We start from the raw sequence: 20,359 nt of genomic DNA on the forward strand, positions 1-20,359 counted from the left end.
CATTGATATATGCATTTACACTTGATTTAACGATATCGGTGCTGATACCACGACCATGGTACAAGCGACCGTTGTATTCTACCTTAAGGGTTGCTTCCCCAAGGGCATCTTTACCGGCTGTGATAGCACGGATTTGGTAGTCTTTTAAGCTGATTGGCAAGCCAACCACACGTTCAACCGCTTTAAGGGACGCATCTACTGGACCGTCACCTACGGCAGCATCCGCTCTTTCACCATCTGGAGTCATGAGACGAACATCGGCATATGCGTAGCCTTTTTCACCCAATTTGTAGTATTGAGCTACAAGCTCAAATGCTTTTTTGTGGTGAAGATTGTCTACTACGAGGGCTACGATATCATCATCGTATACTTGTTTTTTGCGGTCTGCCAACTCTTTAAACTTAGCGAAGAGATCGTTGATTTTTTCCTCAGCGAAAGATTGGAAACCAAGTTTTGCCAAATGATCAGCGAAGGCATGACGGCCAGAATGTTTGCCCAATACAAGGTCTGTTTTTTCAGCACCTACGGACTCAGGAGTCATGATTTCATACGTTTCAGGATTGCTCATCATACCATGTTGATGGATACCGGACTCATGAGCAAAGGCGTTAGAACCAACGATTGCTTTATTTGGAGGAACTACAACACCTGTTAAACGGCTCACAAGTTTAGATACTTTCGTAAATTGTTTTGTATCGATGTTCACTTGAAGGTCATCGAAATAATCATGGCGTGTTTTAAGAGCCATTACCACTTCTTCAATCGCTACGTTACCAGCCCGTTCACCCAGACCATTAATTGTGCCTTCTACTTGGCGTGCACCTGCTTTAATAGCGGCTAATGTATTCGCATTGGCAAGGCCTAAGTCATCATGGCAGTGAACAGAGATAATTGCATTTTCAATTCCTGATGTATGTTCTTTGATGTAGCGGATTTTATCACCGAACTCATTAGGGTTCATATAACCTACTGTATCTGGTACGTTAATAATTGTAGCGCCACCAGCAATTGCAACACCAAATACTTGGCATGCGAAATCTAAATCAGAGCGTGCCGCGTCTTCACCGGAGAACTCGATTTCATCAACCTTACCTTTTGCATATGCCAATACGGATTTAACCTTATCCAATACCTCTTGGCGAGTCATTTTTAATTTATATTCCATATGAAGTTCGGAAATAGCAATGAATACATGTAAACGGCTACGTTCCGCATCTTTCAACGCATCAATCGCTTTTTGTACGTCCTTTTCATTAGCACGAGCCAACGCACAAATTGTTGCACCTTTGACTTCGCGTGCAATCGTTTGTACCGCTTCAAAATCTCCAGGGGATGCCGCTGGGAATCCAGCCTCGATTACGTCGATGCCTAGACGTACTAGGCCTTTCGCAATTTCAATTTTTTCAGGAGTTTGTAAAGATACACCTGGTGTTTGTTCCCCATCACGAAGGGTTGTATCAAAGAAATATACGCGATTCTGTTCCATAATAGCCACCTTTTCTATCCTCATAAAACATAACACTTTATTATATCTATCCATAGTGAAAGTTTGTAACATCGCCAATGTCGACACCATATATAATCAGTGATTTACTAGACTTTCACAAATAAAAAAGCCCCTCAGAACAACTGTCGTTGCTCAAAGGGGCGTTATATTCATAACACGGTACCACCCTAATTGGGACTTGTTTCGGGTATAACGGAACCACCGTCAATGACTACTGCTGTATTCGCCATCAAAGCTCACGGGAGAGTGTCAGCGTACAACCTCTATTGCCTCGCACCAGCCGGCAACTCTCTGAAAGCAGGATTTGTAAACCTTTATACCCGTTCATCGCTTGATTTAAGATATAAGGGTATTGTACTGTATTCTATAGACTTATGTCAATTAAAATAAAATGAATATGATTTCATAAAACTCATCGTTAGTAGTTAGTCCACTCTAAATCATCAAAATCATTCTTAATGAGTTTCTTCTTCTTTACCACTTGGTTCGTTAGCTCAATGCATTCATTAACAAAGGAAATATCTGTATACCATTCCTTTAAGTTAGCATATACTTCACGCTTTAAATCAATAATTATAGTTTGAATTGGATTCCATGTTTTACATTTTACAGACTCCACCATAACCATACTACTACCTATAAAGGTAACATCTCTACCATAAATCCAAAATGGCAATGTTTTTCCCTTTATAGAAATAGAATATATAGCATCACCATGAGGCGGTTCCGTTTCATATTGCGCACGTATTTGGTACTTTTCCATAATTTCATTACTACCATTTTCTATATATGGTAGCTTTGAAATCTTGTAATTTTCTAAGTTCATAAAAACTCCGTTATTTTTAATCTCAAGCACAACAAAGAGGACTGTATATCGCTATTTGTGTAAAGTATATTTTGCTATACTATAAGTGTTACCAATTCCTTTCCAAATCAGGTAACGGAAAGGAGGTGCATTTAAATCAACACGCTCTCAACGATTCTTGTAGCTATCATGGCAAATGTAATAAGTTATTATATTTGCAAATGGTTAGATTGGCTACTATCGATTATTGGTAACTAACCTTGGTTTGTCACCACGATCTGACAAAAAAGCCCTTGCTAGGACCGCCATCCTTTGCAAGGGCTTCTTTAGTGCATTTAATCAACACTTTGCTCTATTGATATTCTACCATAAAAAGTAAAATATTGTCACTATGGATAACTTCATTTTCATATATAATGTAAAAAATCCCTCGGAGTTGCAGCTCCGAGGGATTTTGTAGTTAATTGCACAACTATCAATTGCCTATCTAGAATATACTATACTTAAAGTGTTTTTTCAATATTCTACACTGTTAATCATTTCTTTAGCCCGCTCAACAGAAACTGGTTCATTAAATAAGAACACATGGTTCTGCCCCTCATGTTCCCAAGATGCTAAGTAAATGGCGTCATCTACCATTCGATAGGTTACCGTCATCCCATTTACAATAGCTGTTTTCTGAGGTAAGTAATCCTTATAATCGCCTGCAATATTACCTGATAGAGTCGATACACGATACTTAATATATTTCGGCATATCATCTACACGGTCAAAATATGTTCCTTTTAAAAGCTCATGATAGGCATAGACGACTTGTAATACATCGTGATCCACAATAGATACATGTATAGGTCGGAGTCCCTCTACCCCCATCGGCAACTGCGGTTTAAAGTTCAAATGTTGCTTAGCCTCATATACAGTATCAAACAACTCTAGCGATTGACCTTTACGAGTGCTTTTATAATCGCTATCAGTTATAGTACAACTACCTAGGCCGTCAGGACATGGAAACTCATTTCTGTCACCATAGGGCTGATCATATATAGAGTTGCCATTAAGGCGAAACCGCACCAAGTCATCTGCAGAGACAACATTGATGGAACCTATAAAAGCTAACGTAGCTAACACACATACAACCTTTTTCATGATATATTCCCCTGCAAACAAACTACATCTATTAAGTAAATTATATCATTAAAAGGTAGTTTATTATGACAATAAACTATGTCTAAGATACTCACTCGCTTGTACTCAGACAAGACACTTAGGGGCACTCAATCTAATAGACGCTATCCGATATACTCCAACAGAATTTACTTTCACAATCTAAAATTTTTTCAAAAATTTAAACCAGTTATCATCACAAATCTATCCTATTTGATAGTATCTATCGCAAATCATTCTACTATTCAAAATCATTGTAAGTGCTATAATGAACTTAATAAAAGGAACAGGTGCTCATATGATAGTAAGTGCATCTTTCCAAACTCATATTTACTAATTATATCAAGGAGATCATCATGACACATACACAATTAACACAACTCGTACAAGCTTTATTAGATGCACCACAAAGCAACCCTAAAGTAAAAGAGTTCGCTCAGTCTTGGATTGATGCTGAAGGTACACCTGAGCAAAAAGAACTTACAAAACAACTCGTATCCGTAGCAGAACAAAATATTGCACTTATCGACGAAACAATCGACTTTGCAGGCTCTGAACGCGCTACACAAATCCTTGGAAAAGAAGGTGCGGCTAACCTATTACAACACGCTAAAGACATCAAAGCTGAAGGCGCTGAATTCTGTGACTGCCCTGCCTGCGTAGCCGCAAAAAATATTATCGATTTGAAAGCAGAAATTGAATAATCAAATAATACGAAAAGACATCAACCTACAGTTGATGTCTTTTTATTTAGAAGTTTTATTAAATTGAAAATACGGTTTTGATATTGAAATTGATATTATTTAGATAATTAGAATGGTAGTTCCTCTTTGGCAAGATAAGGGGCAATTATTTCCATATCACCCGTATGTCTACCACGATTATAACATTGGTCATTGTTATTATATATCTCCATAATTTCTTGAAGATCTGAAGCATTAAATTCCTCTACATGAATTTTTAAAAAAGACATAAAGCAATCCGCATCATCATATCCAGAATATGTTGGAACAGCTTTAACCATAATCTTAGCAAATTCTGTCAAATTAAAATCTTCACAAGATTTAACTGTTTCAAAAATCTCTTTAATATATTTATTCTTATGAAGAGATGAAGTATCCTTAAAAAATCCGTACTCAGACCTTAGATCCTGAGGGTAGAAAGCACGATACTCCGCTAAACCAGTTGGAGTTAAGACACGATTTTTCAAATATTCAAATACTTCCTCATTTTCTCTAACAATTTCCATTATAATAGAATATTTTAATACCATAGAAACTAAAATTTCAGCACGAACAGAAGTGTTTTCTAATTCATCAATACTGATTTTAGAGAATTCATCCAATATTGCCTGCTCTCGGAGTAGAGCTATTCGACCTTCTTCTATCAAATAAGCGGTCATAGAAAATAAGAAAGTATATACTCCAAGTATATTTCTAATACACTCCTCATCGTCTGTATTATATAGAAGTTTAAGAAATGTTTTATATGATTTTTTTAATGAAACATTAGTCATTCTCTTTAAATATTTATCTGTAATTTTTTTTCTTATTGATTCATCCAATCCATCTGAATCAAATATTATCTGCTCAGTAAACTTCTCAACATCATGTTTTGCAATCTCAAATAAATCCATAATAAATGGAGCTTTCACAGAAAAAACATGATCATACATTGAACAAATCATCATTTTGGCATGATAGTCATTAGGAACATATAAAGAATTATCATTTACTTTCAAATGCGCACATTTATTTCGGCAATTTCTAAGATATTCAATATCCTCTATGAACCTTCCAAAATACAAAGAACAATTATCTTTAAAAAAATCAATGATTTCACGCTCTACTTTTGAATATTTTTCATCTGAACTTATCATACCATTAACTTTTTCTAATTGTTGCCTTGCTTTACTATCACCTTCATCCGCCATAGTTTGTAACTTAATAAATAAATCATAAATCACAAATGAATATAATAAAACTATCGTCGCTCGATAATTCTGACTATAATACGACTGCAATATTTCTTTAAAATAGTTTCGAGAGTCTGAATTATCAAATACACGTAAATCTTTTTCATCATATAACATATAACCACCATCCAATAATAGCATTAGTTAAGCATATTGATTTATAAAAAATTACATAGATAATATTATTATATCAAAAATAGTATATTTATTTTTATAGTAAGTATACTATTATAAAACTTGGTTAAATTAAAACAGCCCCTCCTAATGCATTATGATTTAAGGTTAAAAGAACTTAAATCTATGTCTATTAAAGAGGGGCTTTCGTTTACAAACTTACTTTCACAAGTCGTATATGGGTGTATAGTTTTATGTATTGTGATTCGATTATTTAACTAAAAATTTTACTTAACAAACTTAACAATCTGTGTTTTTTTACGAAGTTATTTATGAAGTTATCAGCTAAATTTTTGCTAATTTAGTTGATGTTTGCTTTCAATTGTTCAGCGTATGGAATTGCTAGTGGATGGTTATCGTATGTACCTCTGTGTTGGTCATAGATGGATTCTGCAGCTGGTAATGGTGACAAGCCCAAGGAGTCAGTGCGTGTGAAGGCTTCGAATAGACCTGATGTTAGGTGCATATTTGGCACATGTTCCGGTGTTACTTTGCGAACGATAGTATCGCCTTTTCCAGTCATAATTTTATGACCAAATTCAGGATCTACCAAAGTACCACGACCTACTGCGATGATATCAGTGTAGTTTTCTACAACATCACGAGCCGCTTCTTCGCTGAAGACATCGCCTACAATATAACCACTTTTTTATAATATTAAATAAGCATATGTAACTAATCTATACTGGACTCACTATTAGAAGAACTACAACTAAGCCAATTCTCATATAGTAACAAAATATTTTGACCTCTTATATAAGTTATTGCAATTGCTTTACCAACACTTACGTACTTAAATAATAAATATATAGCAAAAGGCCCCTGTTCCAAACAGGGGCTCTTTGCTTTTTACACACTTGCATCCACCAGTGCTTGTGTATATGGATGTACCGCTTCTTTCAATCGAGTTGACTCGATAGTTTCTACTATTTGTCCATCTTTCATGACGATGATTCTGTCTGTTACGGCTTGTAATAGGCCGATGTCATGGCTGACGAATACGTAGCCGAAGGGTTGTTCCGTATAGATTTTTTGTAGGAGGTCTAGCACTAACTTTTGGTTCACCGCATCAAGGGCTGATGTAGGCTCATCAAAGAGTACCAGTTTTGGGTTCATCAGCATAATTCGTGCTAATACAACGCGTTGCAATTGACCGCCGCTGACCTCATGCGGGTATTTGTTAACGATCGTTTCAGGTAGGTCTACATGTTGAATCCACTTACGGATATCGTCCTTTGCTGCAGTCACATCCATGAGACCATAGTTGATATATGGCTCTAAGAGAAATGCTTCTAAGTTCATCCGCGGTGGAATTACCGCCAAGGGATTTTGAAACATCATCTGCATAGAGCGATATATTTCTGTATGATTTTGAATGGAATGGATTTCCTCACCAAAGAGTCGCAGACTCCCAGAGGTAGGCTTTTCCAATAAGGCAATCAGTCTAAGCAGAGTACTTTTACCGGAACCACTACCACCAGCAATACCTACCCGTTCATTCTCCTCTACAGAAAAGGATACGTTATCAACGGCGCGGACCGTATGATTATGGTTCGTATATTGTTTACATATATTCTCGAGTTGAATCATACTACACCACTTTCATTACGGAATCTAACAAAATACGAGTATACTCATCCTTCGGATGGGCCATAACCTCTGTGGTGGATCCCACTTCAACGAGTTGTCCCTTATTCATAACACCGATGCTATTGGCAATGCGTGCGGCCGCCTTGATATTATGGGTTACAATAATCACCGTTGCCCCAAGAGCCTGTGTTACCTCTTTCATAAGATCCAATACAGAGGCTTGCACGAGCATATCTAAAGCACTAGTCGGTTCGTCAGCAAATACGATACCAGGCTTCAAGATGAGGCTTAAGGCTATTGCTAACCGTTGTTGCATACCACCGCTCAACTGAAACGGATAGGACTGCAAGATACGCTCTCCATCGGTTAAGTGAACGAGATTAAGCATATCTATAACGCGGCTTACATCATAGCTTTCACCATGGGCACGGAATAAATCTTTGAAGTGATTTTCTACGGTTCGATTTGGGTTTAGATAGGCGCTGGGATTTTGAAAGATCATGGAAATCTTCGCACCCCGCAATTGTCGCCAATCGCTATCACTCAATGTAGAAACATCGGTGCCGTTTAGCAAAATTTGGCCGCTAATGTTAGCTTGTTTCAACATACCAAAGGCGGCACGAACTAACGTAGATTTACCAGAGCCACTTTCACCAACGATAGCAAAGACCTCACCATTGGGCACGGAGAAGGATACATCGCGCACCGCTTGCTCCGCACCGTATGAAATTGTAACCTTATCAAATACGATACAATCAGATTTATTCAATAGTAGAATCCTTTGTTAATAAGTAGTAATCGATTGGATGTACTGGTACATTTTTAACTTTTGTAGTAGATACAACCGTTGCACTTGGATACAACAAATAAATATCTGCTACGTCATCAACTAAGATTTGTTGTGCTTGTTTAGCAATATTAGAGCGTTCGTTTTGATCAAATGTTACAGACAATTGGTCGATTAACGCATCTACTTGAGGGTTAGAGTAGCCACCAACATTTGCTTTCGCACCAGTTTTGTAGAACAAGCTGAGGAACCAGTAAGGATCATTTGTAGACATAGTAACTACATTGCGTTCTACTAAATCAAAACCATCTGTACCAAGTGTATCTACTTCATCAGGGCTTTGTAATTTCTTAAGAGTTACAGCAATACCTGCTTTTTTCAATTCTTGTTGAATTTCTTCGTATAAGCTTGTGTCTTTACCCCAAATAGCAATAGTAATCGCTAATTCTTTGCCATCTTTTGCATACATGCCGTTTGCATTCTTAGCGTAACCAGCTTGAGTCAAGATTTGGTCAGCTTTTGCTACATCTGTCATCGGTTTATTAGCAATCGCATCATAACCTAAATTGGCAGATGGAGGGAATGGTGCCGCCCCTGGTGTAGAGCCATTGCCGATGATTTTAGCCATGGAATCATAGTTAATGATATGAGCAATAGCGGAACGTACAGCTTTATCATGTAATGGAGATGCTTCTGTGTGGTTTGCTTTCAACATAAACACACGAACGCCAGCAACGTCTTGAATATTGAAACCGTCTTTGAACAAGCTGCGGTTAGCAGAGTCCACTTTTTGAATTACGTCTACGTCTTTAGATTGCAACGCCATAGCGCGTTTGTTATTGTCTTCGATATCTTTTACAGTTACAGAATCAAGACCTGGTTTGCCGCCCCAGTAATCTGCGAAGGCTGCAAGTTCAATTGTTTCACCTTTTTTGAAAGCAGTGATTTTATAAGGGCCTGTAAGAACTGGTTTAGATGCTACGTCTTTAAGATCTGCAGTATCCATGATAACGAAAGCAGGTTCAGTCAAGCTGGACAACAAGGAACCATTAGGTTCTGTAGTCTTAATAATCAAGTTTTGACCATCTACTGTGATGGATTCTATTTTAACTGCTTTAGCGGAACGAGCACTTTGTTTCATCGTATACTCGATGGACTCTTTTACCTTTTGAGGCGTCATCGGAGTACCATTGTGGAATTTAACGTTTTCACGGATGTGGAATTTCCATGTTGTAGGGTCTACATTTTCCCAAGAATCTGCCAATTGTGGGGCAAATTTCATATCCGGTGTTACAACGGCTAAGTTTTCACCTGCACCGATACGAGTCAATGTCCACGCATCCCATTCGTGAGTTGGGTCTAATGTTTCACCAAACCAATACAAACCAACATTCATATGCTTCCCTTGTTTACCGTCTTTAGCAGTATCATTGCCACAGCCGACCAAGAGAGCTACCATGCATAGCATGGACAAACATGCTAACAACCAACGTTTCATAATATCTCCTTTAAAATACATTGCCTCGTCGAGGCTTTCACCATAAAAAATCTAAACACAGAACGGTTAACGAGATACATCGAGGGCATCGCGCAACGCATCGCCAATATAGTTAAATAAAACAACGGTAATAAAAATAGCGAGCCCCGGATAAATTAACAGCCACGGTGCCGTTTGTAGAAAATCTCGGGAGCTCAACAAGATAGCGCCCCACTCCGGATCCGGCGGTTGCACACCGATGCCGATGAGCGAAAAACTGGCTACCAAAATGATGGCATCCCCTAGATGTTGAATAATAACAATCACCAACGGTGGCAATACATTCGGCAGAATATAGCGCCACAAAATGCGTAGATTTGAAGCACCTGACATACGAGCAAAGGTAATATACTCCGCGTGGCGTTCAATCTGTACGAGGCCCCTCGTGATACGGGCGTACTCTGCCCATTTCGTAATGCACAAGGAAATAATTACATTCGTTATACTAGGGCCCATAATACCGATGAAAGCAATGGCGATAACCATATTCGGGAAGCCAAGTACTAAATCGATTAAACGAGATAACCAACGGTCAACGCGAGGTGTAGAGAACCCTGCTAATCCACCAATAGCGATACCGATGGCCCCACTAATGCCAATGATGGTGAAAGCAATCCCTAAAGAGGCTTTACCACCGTACAGAATACGAGACCACACATCACGACCGAGTTGGTCAGTACCTAATAGATGGGTACTACTAATGTCTTGTAAGCGGTCCGCGATACTCGTCGTTTCAGGATCAAAGGGTGCTATATAGGGAGCGCATAAGAAAAATACGATCCACAGAGCTGCTAATACCAACATAGCGTATAAAGTATAGGGCTTTTGTCTATTCATAAGAGCCTCCTTTTATAGCGGCTCTTCGCTTCGGATTCAGCCAAACACTCAATACATCAATGATGATATTAATCACGATGAACACCAAGGTAATCCAGATGATATAACCTTGCATCAATACATAATCGCGAGCCATAATGCCCTGCACCATCATATAACCAATACCTTTTATAGAGAATACCGTTTCAATAACGGCAGAGCCACCTAGCATAGCGCCCATAGTTACCCCCATCATAGGCAACAACATAAGTCCCACATGAGGGAATATGTAACGGGTGTAGACCATCCATTCTGGAAAGCCTAATGCTCGCGCCCCCTGTACAAAGGGCTGTCGCGACACTTCTAAAATAGCATTACGCAATCGACGAATGTAGAGACCACATATCCATAAAGCAAGGGTTACCGCGGGCAGGACATAGGCAGAAAAGCCATTGGTATTTGTTACCGACACTAGCTGTAATTTAACACCGAATAAGTACAGTAATAATAAACCGACCCAGAACCCAGGGATTGCTAATGCTAGAAATGTAACGAGACGAACCCCATGATCAATCCATGAGTCTTGATACTTTGCAGATAACATACCGAGCGGTATGGTCACCACTATCCCCATAACAAGAGCTAAGGATACTAGCCCCAAGGTATTTGGCAAGGCACCGCCAAGAATGGTCGCCACTGGTAAAGCGTACAGAATGGACTCACCAAAGTCCCCTTGTATAATTTGACCTAACCAACGTAGGTATTGCTGCCACCAAGGATCATTGAGCCCCAACTGCTCTCGTGTCTGTGCAACTACAACTGGATCTGGTGTAGCTCCTAGAAGATTAAACTTCATCGACACGGGATCAATAGGAGATAATTTTATCAATACAAATGTACCGATGGTAACAACCAATAAAATACCTACAATACTTGCCAAACGCTGTAGTATTAATCGATACAATACATCACCTGCCTTCTTTATCACAAAACAGTTATATTTTATTTTAACAGTTATTCAAATTTTTAGACATACCCCTATATGTATATTAGAATGATTCTCATTATGAAATTTTAGCATATATACTAAAACGGCCCCTCATACGAGGAGCCGTTCTATATAAAACCCTTACAGTGTCCATGCGAGTGCTTCACTACAGCTCGCATGCCTATCCCATTAGGCCTGGACTTTTATATTATTTTGTATGTTGTTTTGGGGCTACCGTATTAGCAACGATTGCTTTAGCCATGTCACGAGTTACAGGGCGTTCGAAGTACATCCCATGAGTTTGTCCGTCTTTTGTCCAACCTATGAGATATACCATTTTATTACCGCCTTTGAAAACAACCTTTGTGCCGTTTACTTTTTCATTAGCTGTTACACGAAAATCGTTATAATCGCCGCTGATATCTTCTTTTATTTCATTGGCTATGCGATGGACGATGCGTTTGCCTGCCGCTTGATTACGAGTAGCATCTTCACCAGCTTGGTAAACATAAACCACTTGCAATACATCCTTATCAATAGTACTCACAGACTCAATGTTGTAACCCACAGGTAATACCTTAGGCATTTGAGGTGTAATGTTCATATATTTAGCCGCTTCATCCACAGTAGCAAACTCATGAAACGGGCTTGGCATACCAACCATAGGCTCCGTGCCTTCTTGCATAACCATAGGTTTAGGTAGATCAGGTTTTACATCAAGAGTACCTTGAGCACCAGCAACAGTATAAGAACCTACACAAGCACAAGCAACTGCCATCAATACAAATTTCTTCAACATTACTATAATCTCCGCTCTCTTACAAAAACATCTGTACAAACACAACACATGTATTAAGAATATTATAATATAAAAAATACATTTTACAAAATATTCTTTATCAAAACTTATTTTTATAATTATACCCTAAATGATAAGAACTTTCAAGTAGTTATTTCTGATATAAAACCTTAAGTTCTATATTAGCTACTATACAAACATATATTCAAAATGGATAGTGAGACGCTAACAAGAAGTATGTATATCTATATATATCCAACTCTATCTACTATTTAGCAGCAGCTAAGTAATTAAATTTTGGCCCGCTGAGCTTAAACTCAAAGCTAGTTAAATCCACCTCGCCAACACATGCATCGCTATCATAAAGGGTAAGCAAAAAGTCTGCGGTCTGTTCACTACTATGATACTTTTCAAATGAAGCATCGTAATCAAACCCGTTTTTACCTGAAGCTACATCGCAGAACTCGCTTTTAGTCGCCGCAGGTGCGAAAATTTTAGCCTGCATTTTAACATCCCCATCTAGTGCAAGCTCATGATGCAACCCCTCTGTAAAAGCACTTACAAAAAATTTTGTACCACAATACGGTACTACACTCGGAGCTAAAAAATAGCCCCCCACAGAGGAAACATTTATCAACTGCGTTTGCTTATATTTATAATCTCGCACGAATAAACTGGAAAGTACTGCAAGTGCAGTTACATTTAAATCTATCATTCTTACCATTTTTTGAATATCATGTTCTCCCATGAACCCAAAATCGCCAAATCCCGCATTATTGATAAGTGCCTTTAACTCATAGCCTTTAAGATCTTCCCAAAGTTCTAAAATGTTTTCGCTACGCGAGAGATCACAAGGTTTCACAATAACGTCTGAATCAGGCGAAATGTTAGCAATCTCATCTTTTAAACTTTGTAATAGTTCCACCCTACGTGCAATAATAATCAAATTTTCACCGCGACGTGCGAAAGCTTTTGCCGTAGCTGCTCCTATGCCTGAACTTGCTCCTGTAATAACGATATATTTTTTCATTTTTTATGCCTTTCCTTTATAAATAAGATTATCCGGCTTTATTGCACTTGCTTTGCCTCCTTAGTCAAAATACGAGTCCTTTACTCAGCTTTCACATTAAACTACACCGATGTCTTATTTCTTATGTACCATAAACCCAGCTGCTTGTTGGTTAGCCATAATGGTAACATCAGAAATTTGCAAGCGTTTAGGTTGGTTTGTTACGTATAGTACAACATCCGCCACATCCTCAGGTTGGATGGCATCGATGCCGGCGTAGACGGCTTTAGCTCTTTCCGCATCACCGTGAAAGCGAACTTCACTAAACGGAGTCTCTACAATGCCCGGTTGAATGGTTGTGACCTTAATATCCGTAGCAATCGTATCCATACGAATACCATCGCTCAACATCTTAACGGCCGCCTTTGTAGCACAGTAAACAGCGCCACCTGGATATGCATATATACCAGCAGTAGAGCCCATATTTACGATATGTCCTGCGTTTTTATCAATCATATAAGGAAGTACAACCTTTGTTACATATAAAAGGCCTTTCACATTTGTATCAATCATGGTCACCGCATCATCAACAACACTATCTTGGAAAGGATCTAAACCTTGCGCAAGACCTGCATTATTTACGAGGACATCAACGCCACCAAACGCTTCAATTGCTGCTGGAACCTTGCTTTCAACATCCTCACGACTACGCACATCAAGAACTAACGTCTCAACACGCATGCCATATTCCTTAGATAAACGAGCCTGTACCTCAGCCAACACCTCAGCGCGACGGCCAGAAATCAAAACATTATCGCCATACTTTGCATACGCCTCGACAATACAAAGACCAATACCAGACGTTGCACCAGTAACAAAAACATTACGAGCCATAAGAACCTCCTTATCAATCCGAACTATATCTATAGCCTAATTATACCACTTTAATACGTAATAGACTCTAGGCCACGCCCCTATTCCAAAAATGATATGTTGCGTATCTGTATTTAATGCAACACCATTTGAGCTCTACCGTATCATAAGAAAATAAATAGGGATACCTATTCGAAGCCGCCTTGGGCGCTACGCGTACCCATGAAGGCTGAGGATAGGTATCCCTATGTCTTATTTAGTCTGATAAGTAGAGCTCAAATACTACGTCTTTTATTTCAAATGCGCCAACATATCATTTAACACTTCCATGCAATCCCCCACGATCCCATAGTTAGCATGTTGGAAGATTTCTGCATTTGGATCGTTATTGATAGCTACGATTGTGTCAGCACCAGAGATACCGCTCACGTGTTGAATAGCACCAGAGATACCGAATGCCAAGTATAGTTTAGGGCTTACAGTTTTACCTGTTTGACCTACTTGGTATGGCAATTCGATCCAGCCCTTTTCTACAAGGGGACGTGTAGCACCTACAACACCGCCGATAGCATCGGCAAGTTCGTAGAGCTTATCGAAGTTCTCCTTAGAACCCATGCCGCGACCGCCGGCCACGATGATATCCGCCTCTTGGATGTTGTAACCATCTTTGCTGAACGGAATGAAATCGAGACGCTTCATGCGAATATCTTCAGGTTTAAGGTCGAATGGTTCAATTTGAATACGGCCCCAGCTATCTGCAATGCGTTCCGGCTTTTTAAATACATTAGGACGGACAGAGCCCATTTGTGGACGATGATTTGGAGAAATAATTTCAGCTAAAATATTGCCACCCAAAGCAGGACGCGTCCATTCTACAAGACCTTCTGTAGTATCTACCGTCAAAATGGTACAGTCAGCTACGACACCATTTTTCATGCGACCAGACATACGCGGAGCAAGGTCACGACCATTGTTCGTAGCGCCAATCAAAAGAATATTAGGTTTATGGTCTTCAAAGAAATCTGTCAAAACCTTTGTATAGCCATCTGTTGTATAGTATTTCAAAAGAGGGCTTTCAAAAACATGAACAATATCGGCACCATGTGCCACGAGTTCCTCCGCCTCGGATTGAACATGCTCACCAAGAAGCATAACTTGAACGAGTTGGCCCAATTCCTTAGCGATTCGACGAGCTTGACCGATAAGTTCGTACGTAACCGGATGCACTACGTCGTCGATGGTATCCGCTACGACAAAGACATCTCTATATTCATCAAAATTTGTCACTCCCATTATCGATTACCTCCTTTGGAACCTTCTTCACCTTTAATGGCCGCTAAAGCCTTAAACTCACTAGAGGATACACTTTCAACAGTGGCAGCCCGCTGCACAGGATCTTTTACATCCACGCCCTCATCGTTGTTATCTACAGGCTCATCCACAGGGTCTTCGCTCGGCACCAATAGATGAGAAAACTTTTCTGGCTTGATATTATAGGCCAATTCAAGAACCTTTTTAGCCCCTTCCTCCACAGATGAAAGCATCTCTACCTTTCCCCGAAGCGGTGGTTGGTATACCTTACGAACGCGCGTAGGAGAGCCATTGAGACCAATACGGCTTTCATCAATATTAGGCATATCTCGCAATGTAATATGCGTAATCGTATATCGTTTAGCGTAAATCGAGCTCCAGAGACCTGGTTGACGAGGCTCATTGAGTTCAGCCGTAGCTGTTACCAATAGTGGTAATGGAGCCTCAATCACTTCATAACCATTTTCATGCTCTCGTTTTACAATCGCCTTTTGAGCCGCCTGATTTACGGTCAACTCACAAGCATAGGTAGCTTGCGCCATGCCTAGTTCCTCCGCAATTTGAGGGCCTACTTGCGCTGTATCTCCATCGATAGCCTGCTTGCCGCAGAAAATCATTTGGAACTCGCGATTCATGGTACGTTGAATATGACGAATGGCAGAGGCAATCGTATAGCTTGTAGCCAATGTATCAGCACCGCCGAAAGCACGGTCTGTAATAAGCACCGCATCGTCTGCACCGAGAGACAAACACTCGCGAAGTGCCGCCTCAGCTTGAGGAGGCCCCATAGTGACAACGGTTACACGACTACCTTCATATTGGTCTTTTACCGCAAGAGCTGCCTCTAAAGCATGCATATCGTAAGGGTTTACAATACTAGGCAGACCTGTGCGGATGAGATTATTCGTTTCCGGATCCAGCTTAATCTCAGATGTATCTGGAACCTGTTTGATACATACTAATAACTCCATACACTCACCCCTGTCTAAATTCTACGCCCTTAGCGTTACGCGGATATTTCCAGGTTTTTACGATTGTTTCGCCACAGAGAACACGGCAGGTGCCGCACTCAAGACACCCAGCGAAATCAAAAGCTAAATCACCATTTTCTTGTAATGTATATAGACCGGCAGGACAGCCGTTTACGAGTTTCATTTTCTCTTCCAAGCTAAAGCCGGCGCCATCCACAATGATATGAGGAGACGTTTCATCTACATAGTATTTATTGGCGCCCAAGCGCTCTTCTAATTTCATAGGGAACGCACCCCTTTCCAAGCATCACGAATCAAGGTAACTAAACCAACATCACTTACACTACCCATCAATTTCTTCATCATTGGGACTGCACCATCACCATTTACAGTGAATACATCGCGCATCACATGATTCACAAGAGCTGGATACTCTTTGAATATGCGAGGATTTGATGCGAGGAAGGCAGGCATATTTTTATAAAGCTTCATATCCTTATATAACCAAGAATTCTTGATTTGACGTTCATACAATTTAGCAACGCGCTCCATGTTTTCATCGCGCAAGGCTACATTAACCGCATCGGCTGCACACATGCCAGATTCGATGGCAAGGTCCATCCCACGAATGGTATAACCAAGATTCATACACATGCGCGCCGCATCACCGACGATAACATACCCATTACCACCCAATGTAGGCAGAGCTTTAAACCCGCCTTCAGGTACGAGATGCGCACTATGCTCCTTCAATTGGCCATTTTTTAATAATGGTGCGATTCTTGGATGATTGGTGAAAGCTAACAACATGTCATCTACCGATTTATTGGCTTTGCCGATATCTTCAAGGCCTACAACCATACCTACGGAAAGACTGTCTTTATTCGTGTAAATAAAGCCACCGCCCAATAAGCCATCGGTCATATCGCCCAAAGTAAGCCACGCCATCCCCTCATCGCCAGATAGCATGAGACGATTTTCAAGATCCTCTTTTTTGAGTTTATATACTTCTTTCACCCCTACAGCCATTGTTTTTGGATCTGTAGGACCTGTAAGACCAGCTTCTTCCAATAATAATGTATTAGAACCTTCTGCGATGATAACTAGTTTTGCATATACTTCGTCATCATGACAGCGAACACCTATTACGCGGCGACGTTTTCCTTCACCTTCGGTAATAAGCTCAGTTACCTGTACATTAGACACAAGGAGAGCCCCTTTTTTCTCCGCCTCTTCTGCTAACCATTTATCAAATTTAGCACGCAATACTACGTAGGATTCTTCATTAGGTTCACCATCTTGGTAACTGTACTCGATAGTGGTCATTTCATTGCCTGTACCAATAGAAATACGCTCTTTTGTCACCTTTCGTTCCAACGGCGCACGGTCTCTAAAGTCCGGAACAAGACGTTCCAAAGAATGTGTATAGATACGTCCCCCCATCATGTTTTTAGCGCCTGGTGCGGTGCCACGTTCGATGAGTAAAACTTTTACCCTCTGCTCCGCTAAGCGTAATGCTGCCGCAGAACCCGCTGGCCCTGCGCCAACAACGATAACATCAAATGTTTCATTGCGATCAATTGCCATATACTCAGCTCCTTTAAATGAAAGCTTAGACTTACATAAGTTCATATAGTATATATATTTCTCTATTTAGAACCAAAATACCTTTAAAAATTATCACAGAAAGATGAATATATTCTATATTTTTCAGAAATATATTATAATAGTCTATACATGTTGTATATATACTCATTATATATTAATACTAATGTATACTTTCCCTTCTAGATGAGTGCAATAAAATTCATCAATTCGTGAATTTTATAAGTAAGTCTAGCTTTCATGGTAAAAGTAGCGTATGATAAAGGTAGCAAAAACCCTATACGGAGCAAGACGCGTATAATACGACCGCATAATGCAAGTCCACGGTCAAGGTTGGGAACTCGTTATTTTTTAATTAAGAGGAGGCCCTATGGACCCGTTAAAAATCTTGAAAGCATTATCAAATCCGCATCGGTTAGATATTATATTGTGGCTAAAACACCCAGAGAAAGAATTCGGTGTACAAGTACACTCTAACACTCTTATCGATTTCCCTCATAGTGTGAGCGTTAAGAGTATCCAAAAGCGCTGCGGTGTATCGCAATCTTCTATTTCTACATTTATGAGCATCTTAGAGAATGCTGAACTTGTGGAATCGCGCAAAATCGACCAATATACCTATTTTCGTCGCAACGAAGAGGTTATTCACGAATTTGGCGAATGGTACAACAAAGAAGTATCCATACAGTCTGACGAAATTGACAAATTATTAGAAACGGTTATCTTAGAAGACACATCATATCCATCAATTGATGAAAGCTCCATACCTAGCGAGCAACTGGCAGTCGAAATACGTACTAAGGGACCGCAGCATAATGAAGAAAGTAAATAAAAGCCCTTCCCTACTTACCATATCTAGGGAAAAACGAAAAGAGCTATAATATTCAAAATTATAGCTCTTTTTTATGTGATACTATACCACTTATAGTATATATACAACTCATAACTTAAAAAGAGTGCCTTCCCATTTGGGAGGGCACTCTTTACTTTTATACATTTCGTTGTGCTTCGTAAGCTCTAAATAGTTTAGATAATAATTCAGGAGCCAAGCGCAATAAATCTGGGTTTTCACAGAAAGACACACGCAATTGTGTTTTACCAGGGTTATCATTGCCGTTTTTACCGCTATAGAAACCATTGAGCGGTGCCATGAGAAGTGTATATTCCTTGCCGTCATCAAGGCTTACTGCACCGTGTTCGGCACACCAAGAAGCAAATTCTACACCATCAAAGCCAGGTTTTGCAACCTTTCTCACGTCGATTACAAAGTAAATAGACGCTTCAGGGCGAGACACGATAAAGTCCGGTTCTGCCTCTTTAAAACCTTTGTGGAGTTCAAAGATCATTTGACGATAGTAGTCGCGTTGTTGCTCATACCAGTTGTGCAATTGCGCATAGGACTCATGTTTCAAAGCACCAAAAATATATTGGCCCAATGTATTAGCGCTGAGGTTTGCCGTATATTCCGCAACAGATTTTTCATAACATAATTTATTATCCGTAATGATAGCTCCAATGCGAAGTCCACAAGCATTCCAAACCTTGCTAGCCGTTTCAAGGCTGATACGGCGGCCTTCGATGCCAGGCACATCTTTATCGGTTAAGGCCCAAATGCTAGATGTTTCTTTCCCTTTTTCATAAGCCAATTCACGGTACGCTTCGTCAGAGATAATCCATAAATTATGTTTAACGCACAATTTAGTATATTCAATAAGCGTTTCTTTGCTAAATAATTGACCTGTAGGATTATCATAAGGAATGATAAGCAACGCCCCAGGTTTTGTCTCGATAATGCGTTGCTCAACAGTCTCTACAGAGGGCAATTCGAACTCACCATTTTCATTGAGCTCCCGTTCTACAGTAACCGTTTTACGACCAATGCGAAGACCTACTGCATCATAGTTTGTATAAGAAGGATTGAACATCAAAAGAGGACGTTCTTCTTCGCCAGCACCACCACATACGCCGAGCATGATAATTTCCATCGCCATGGATGCACCGTCTGTTACAAGTACATCAAGCCCTGTTGTATCAAAGCCTTGGCTGCGCAAAATGTGGAGAAACGCTTCTCGACACTCATCAGTGCCCGTAGTTGGTACATATGGCACAATCCCATTATGGAATGGGCTATTTACACCGCCCAAATCAAACAACCTACGCTGCATGGCGGGATGCATAGGACGCATTACATTGCCAATAGAACCATTCACCAAGATAGGTGGGTTCTTACGTTCCAAGAATTTAATTTGTCCTAGGCGAATGCCAGACGGCTTCCGAGCCATCATATACGGCGATAATTCTGGTTGTTTCATTTCGATCCAACTCCTCTAAAAATCAACCTTCTCCATTGGAAGGTTTTGATAACTGTGAAAGTAACAAAACACTTACTATACAAGCAAATATACAAGTACATCACAAAACATAAACTATGAATACCTATAGATAGAT

General features: G+C 39.8%; 20 protein-coding genes and 1 other annotated feature. Of the genes, 2 read left to right on the plus strand and 18 right to left on the minus strand.

The window, feature by feature from the left end; translation table 11 throughout:
- The 3 genes from RYO55_RS05735 to RYO55_RS05745 all read right to left on the minus strand — a co-directional run.
- Positions 1–1,486: 2-isopropylmalate synthase (locus RYO55_RS05735; protein ID WP_314984551.1), on the minus strand; the 1,486-nt coding region annotated here is incomplete at its 3' end.
- Between the two features lie 154 nt (positions 1,487–1,640).
- Positions 1,641–1,844: a binding site (T-box leader), on the minus strand.
- 81 nt (positions 1,845–1,925) lie between these two features.
- On the minus strand, positions 1,926–2,333 hold the full coding sequence (locus RYO55_RS05740; protein ID WP_314984553.1) for a hypothetical protein: 408 nt from the start codon (positions 2,331–2,333) through the stop codon (positions 1,926–1,928).
- A 495-nt stretch (positions 2,334–2,828) separates the two neighbouring features.
- On the minus strand, positions 2,829–3,458 hold the full coding sequence (locus RYO55_RS05745; protein ID WP_314984555.1) for a hypothetical protein: 630 nt from the start codon (positions 3,456–3,458) through the stop codon (positions 2,829–2,831).
- A 374-nt stretch (positions 3,459–3,832) separates the two neighbouring features.
- On the opposite strand from RYO55_RS05745, the gene RYO55_RS05750 reads away from it, so the two are divergent.
- Positions 3,833–4,180 (plus strand): hypothetical protein, encoded by a 348-nt coding sequence (locus tag RYO55_RS05750; protein WP_314984557.1) that lies wholly within the window; start codon positions 3,833–3,835, stop codon positions 4,178–4,180.
- A gap of 107 nt (positions 4,181–4,287) precedes the next feature.
- On the opposite strand, the gene RYO55_RS05755 is transcribed toward RYO55_RS05750, so the two are convergent.
- From RYO55_RS05755 to RYO55_RS05820, 14 genes are all read right to left on the minus strand, one after another.
- Entirely contained in the window at positions 4,288–5,568 is a 1,281-nt protein-coding gene (locus tag RYO55_RS05755) for a hypothetical protein (protein WP_314984559.1), read from the minus strand.
- 358 nt (positions 5,569–5,926) lie between these two features.
- Positions 5,927–6,178 carry a hypothetical protein gene (locus RYO55_RS05760; protein WP_314984561.1) on the minus strand — a complete coding sequence of 84 codons (252 nt, stop codon included), beginning with the start codon at positions 6,176–6,178 and terminating at the stop codon, positions 5,927–5,929.
- 296 nt (positions 6,179–6,474) lie between these two features.
- Positions 6,475–7,215 carry a dipeptide/oligopeptide/nickel ABC transporter ATP-binding protein gene (locus RYO55_RS05765; protein ID WP_314984563.1) on the minus strand — a complete coding sequence of 247 codons (741 nt, stop codon included), beginning with the start codon at positions 7,213–7,215 and terminating at the stop codon, positions 6,475–6,477.
- Between the two features lies 1 nt (position 7,216).
- Positions 7,217–7,984: an ABC transporter ATP-binding protein gene (locus RYO55_RS05770; protein ID WP_314984565.1), complete on the minus strand. Its 768-nt coding sequence runs from the start codon at positions 7,982–7,984 to the stop codon at positions 7,217–7,219.
- Positions 7,977–9,500, minus strand: a complete 1,524-nt coding sequence (locus RYO55_RS05775) for an ABC transporter substrate-binding protein (RefSeq protein ID WP_311574665.1) — start codon at positions 9,498–9,500, stop codon at positions 7,977–7,979. Before RYO55_RS05775 ends, RYO55_RS05770 begins: the two co-directional genes overlap by 8 nt.
- A gap of 66 nt (positions 9,501–9,566) precedes the next feature.
- A complete protein-coding gene (locus RYO55_RS05780; RefSeq protein WP_008603309.1) occupies positions 9,567–10,376 on the minus strand; it encodes an ABC transporter permease in 810 nt (269 codons plus the stop codon).
- A complete protein-coding gene (locus tag RYO55_RS05785) occupies positions 10,369–11,319 on the minus strand; it encodes an ABC transporter permease (RefSeq protein WP_314984569.1) in 951 nt (316 codons plus the stop codon). Before RYO55_RS05785 ends, RYO55_RS05780 begins: the two co-directional genes overlap by 8 nt.
- Positions 11,320–11,551: 232 nt before the next feature.
- Positions 11,552–12,142: a hypothetical protein gene (locus RYO55_RS05790; protein ID WP_314984571.1), complete on the minus strand. Its 591-nt coding sequence runs from the start codon at positions 12,140–12,142 to the stop codon at positions 11,552–11,554.
- A 268-nt stretch (positions 12,143–12,410) separates the two neighbouring features.
- Complete coding sequence (locus RYO55_RS05795; protein WP_314984573.1) at positions 12,411–13,172, minus strand: SDR family NAD(P)-dependent oxidoreductase; 762 nt, start codon at positions 13,170–13,172, stop codon at positions 12,411–12,413.
- 114 nt (positions 13,173–13,286) lie between these two features.
- A complete protein-coding gene (locus RYO55_RS05800; RefSeq protein WP_314984575.1) occupies positions 13,287–14,045 on the minus strand; it encodes an SDR family NAD(P)-dependent oxidoreductase in 759 nt (252 codons plus the stop codon).
- Between the two features lie 270 nt (positions 14,046–14,315).
- On the minus strand, positions 14,316–15,317 hold the full coding sequence (locus RYO55_RS05805) for an electron transfer flavoprotein subunit alpha/FixB family protein (protein WP_314984578.1): 1,002 nt from the start codon (positions 15,315–15,317) through the stop codon (positions 14,316–14,318).
- Positions 15,317–16,306: an electron transfer flavoprotein subunit beta/FixA family protein gene (locus RYO55_RS05810; protein WP_314984580.1), complete on the minus strand. Its 990-nt coding sequence runs from the start codon at positions 16,304–16,306 to the stop codon at positions 15,317–15,319. The genes RYO55_RS05805 and RYO55_RS05810 overlap by 1 nt, the downstream gene beginning before the upstream one ends.
- Before the next feature lie 4 nt (positions 16,307–16,310).
- Positions 16,311–16,589 carry a ferredoxin family protein gene (locus RYO55_RS05815; protein WP_004694335.1) on the minus strand — a complete coding sequence of 93 codons (279 nt, stop codon included), beginning with the start codon at positions 16,587–16,589 and terminating at the stop codon, positions 16,311–16,313.
- A complete protein-coding gene (locus tag RYO55_RS05820) occupies positions 16,586–17,893 on the minus strand; it encodes an FAD-dependent oxidoreductase (protein WP_314984581.1) in 1,308 nt (435 codons plus the stop codon). The genes RYO55_RS05815 and RYO55_RS05820 overlap by 4 nt, the downstream gene beginning before the upstream one ends.
- 388 nt (positions 17,894–18,281) lie before the next feature.
- Here RYO55_RS05820 and RYO55_RS05825 point away from each other — a divergent pair, with 388 nt between their 5' ends.
- Complete coding sequence (locus tag RYO55_RS05825) at positions 18,282–18,743, plus strand: helix-turn-helix domain-containing protein (protein ID WP_314984582.1); 462 nt, start codon at positions 18,282–18,284, stop codon at positions 18,741–18,743.
- 157 nt (positions 18,744–18,900) lie between these two features.
- Here the strand turns inward: RYO55_RS05825 and RYO55_RS05830 are convergent, their stop codons facing one another.
- Positions 18,901–20,223: a pyridoxal phosphate-dependent aminotransferase gene (locus RYO55_RS05830; RefSeq protein ID WP_287517516.1), complete on the minus strand. Its 1,323-nt coding sequence runs from the start codon at positions 20,221–20,223 to the stop codon at positions 18,901–18,903.
- Positions 20,224–20,359 lie beyond the last annotated feature (136 nt).

This window comes from uncultured Veillonella sp., from assembly GCF_963551295.1.
GTDB lineage: Bacteria > Bacillota > Negativicutes > Veillonellales > Veillonellaceae > Veillonella.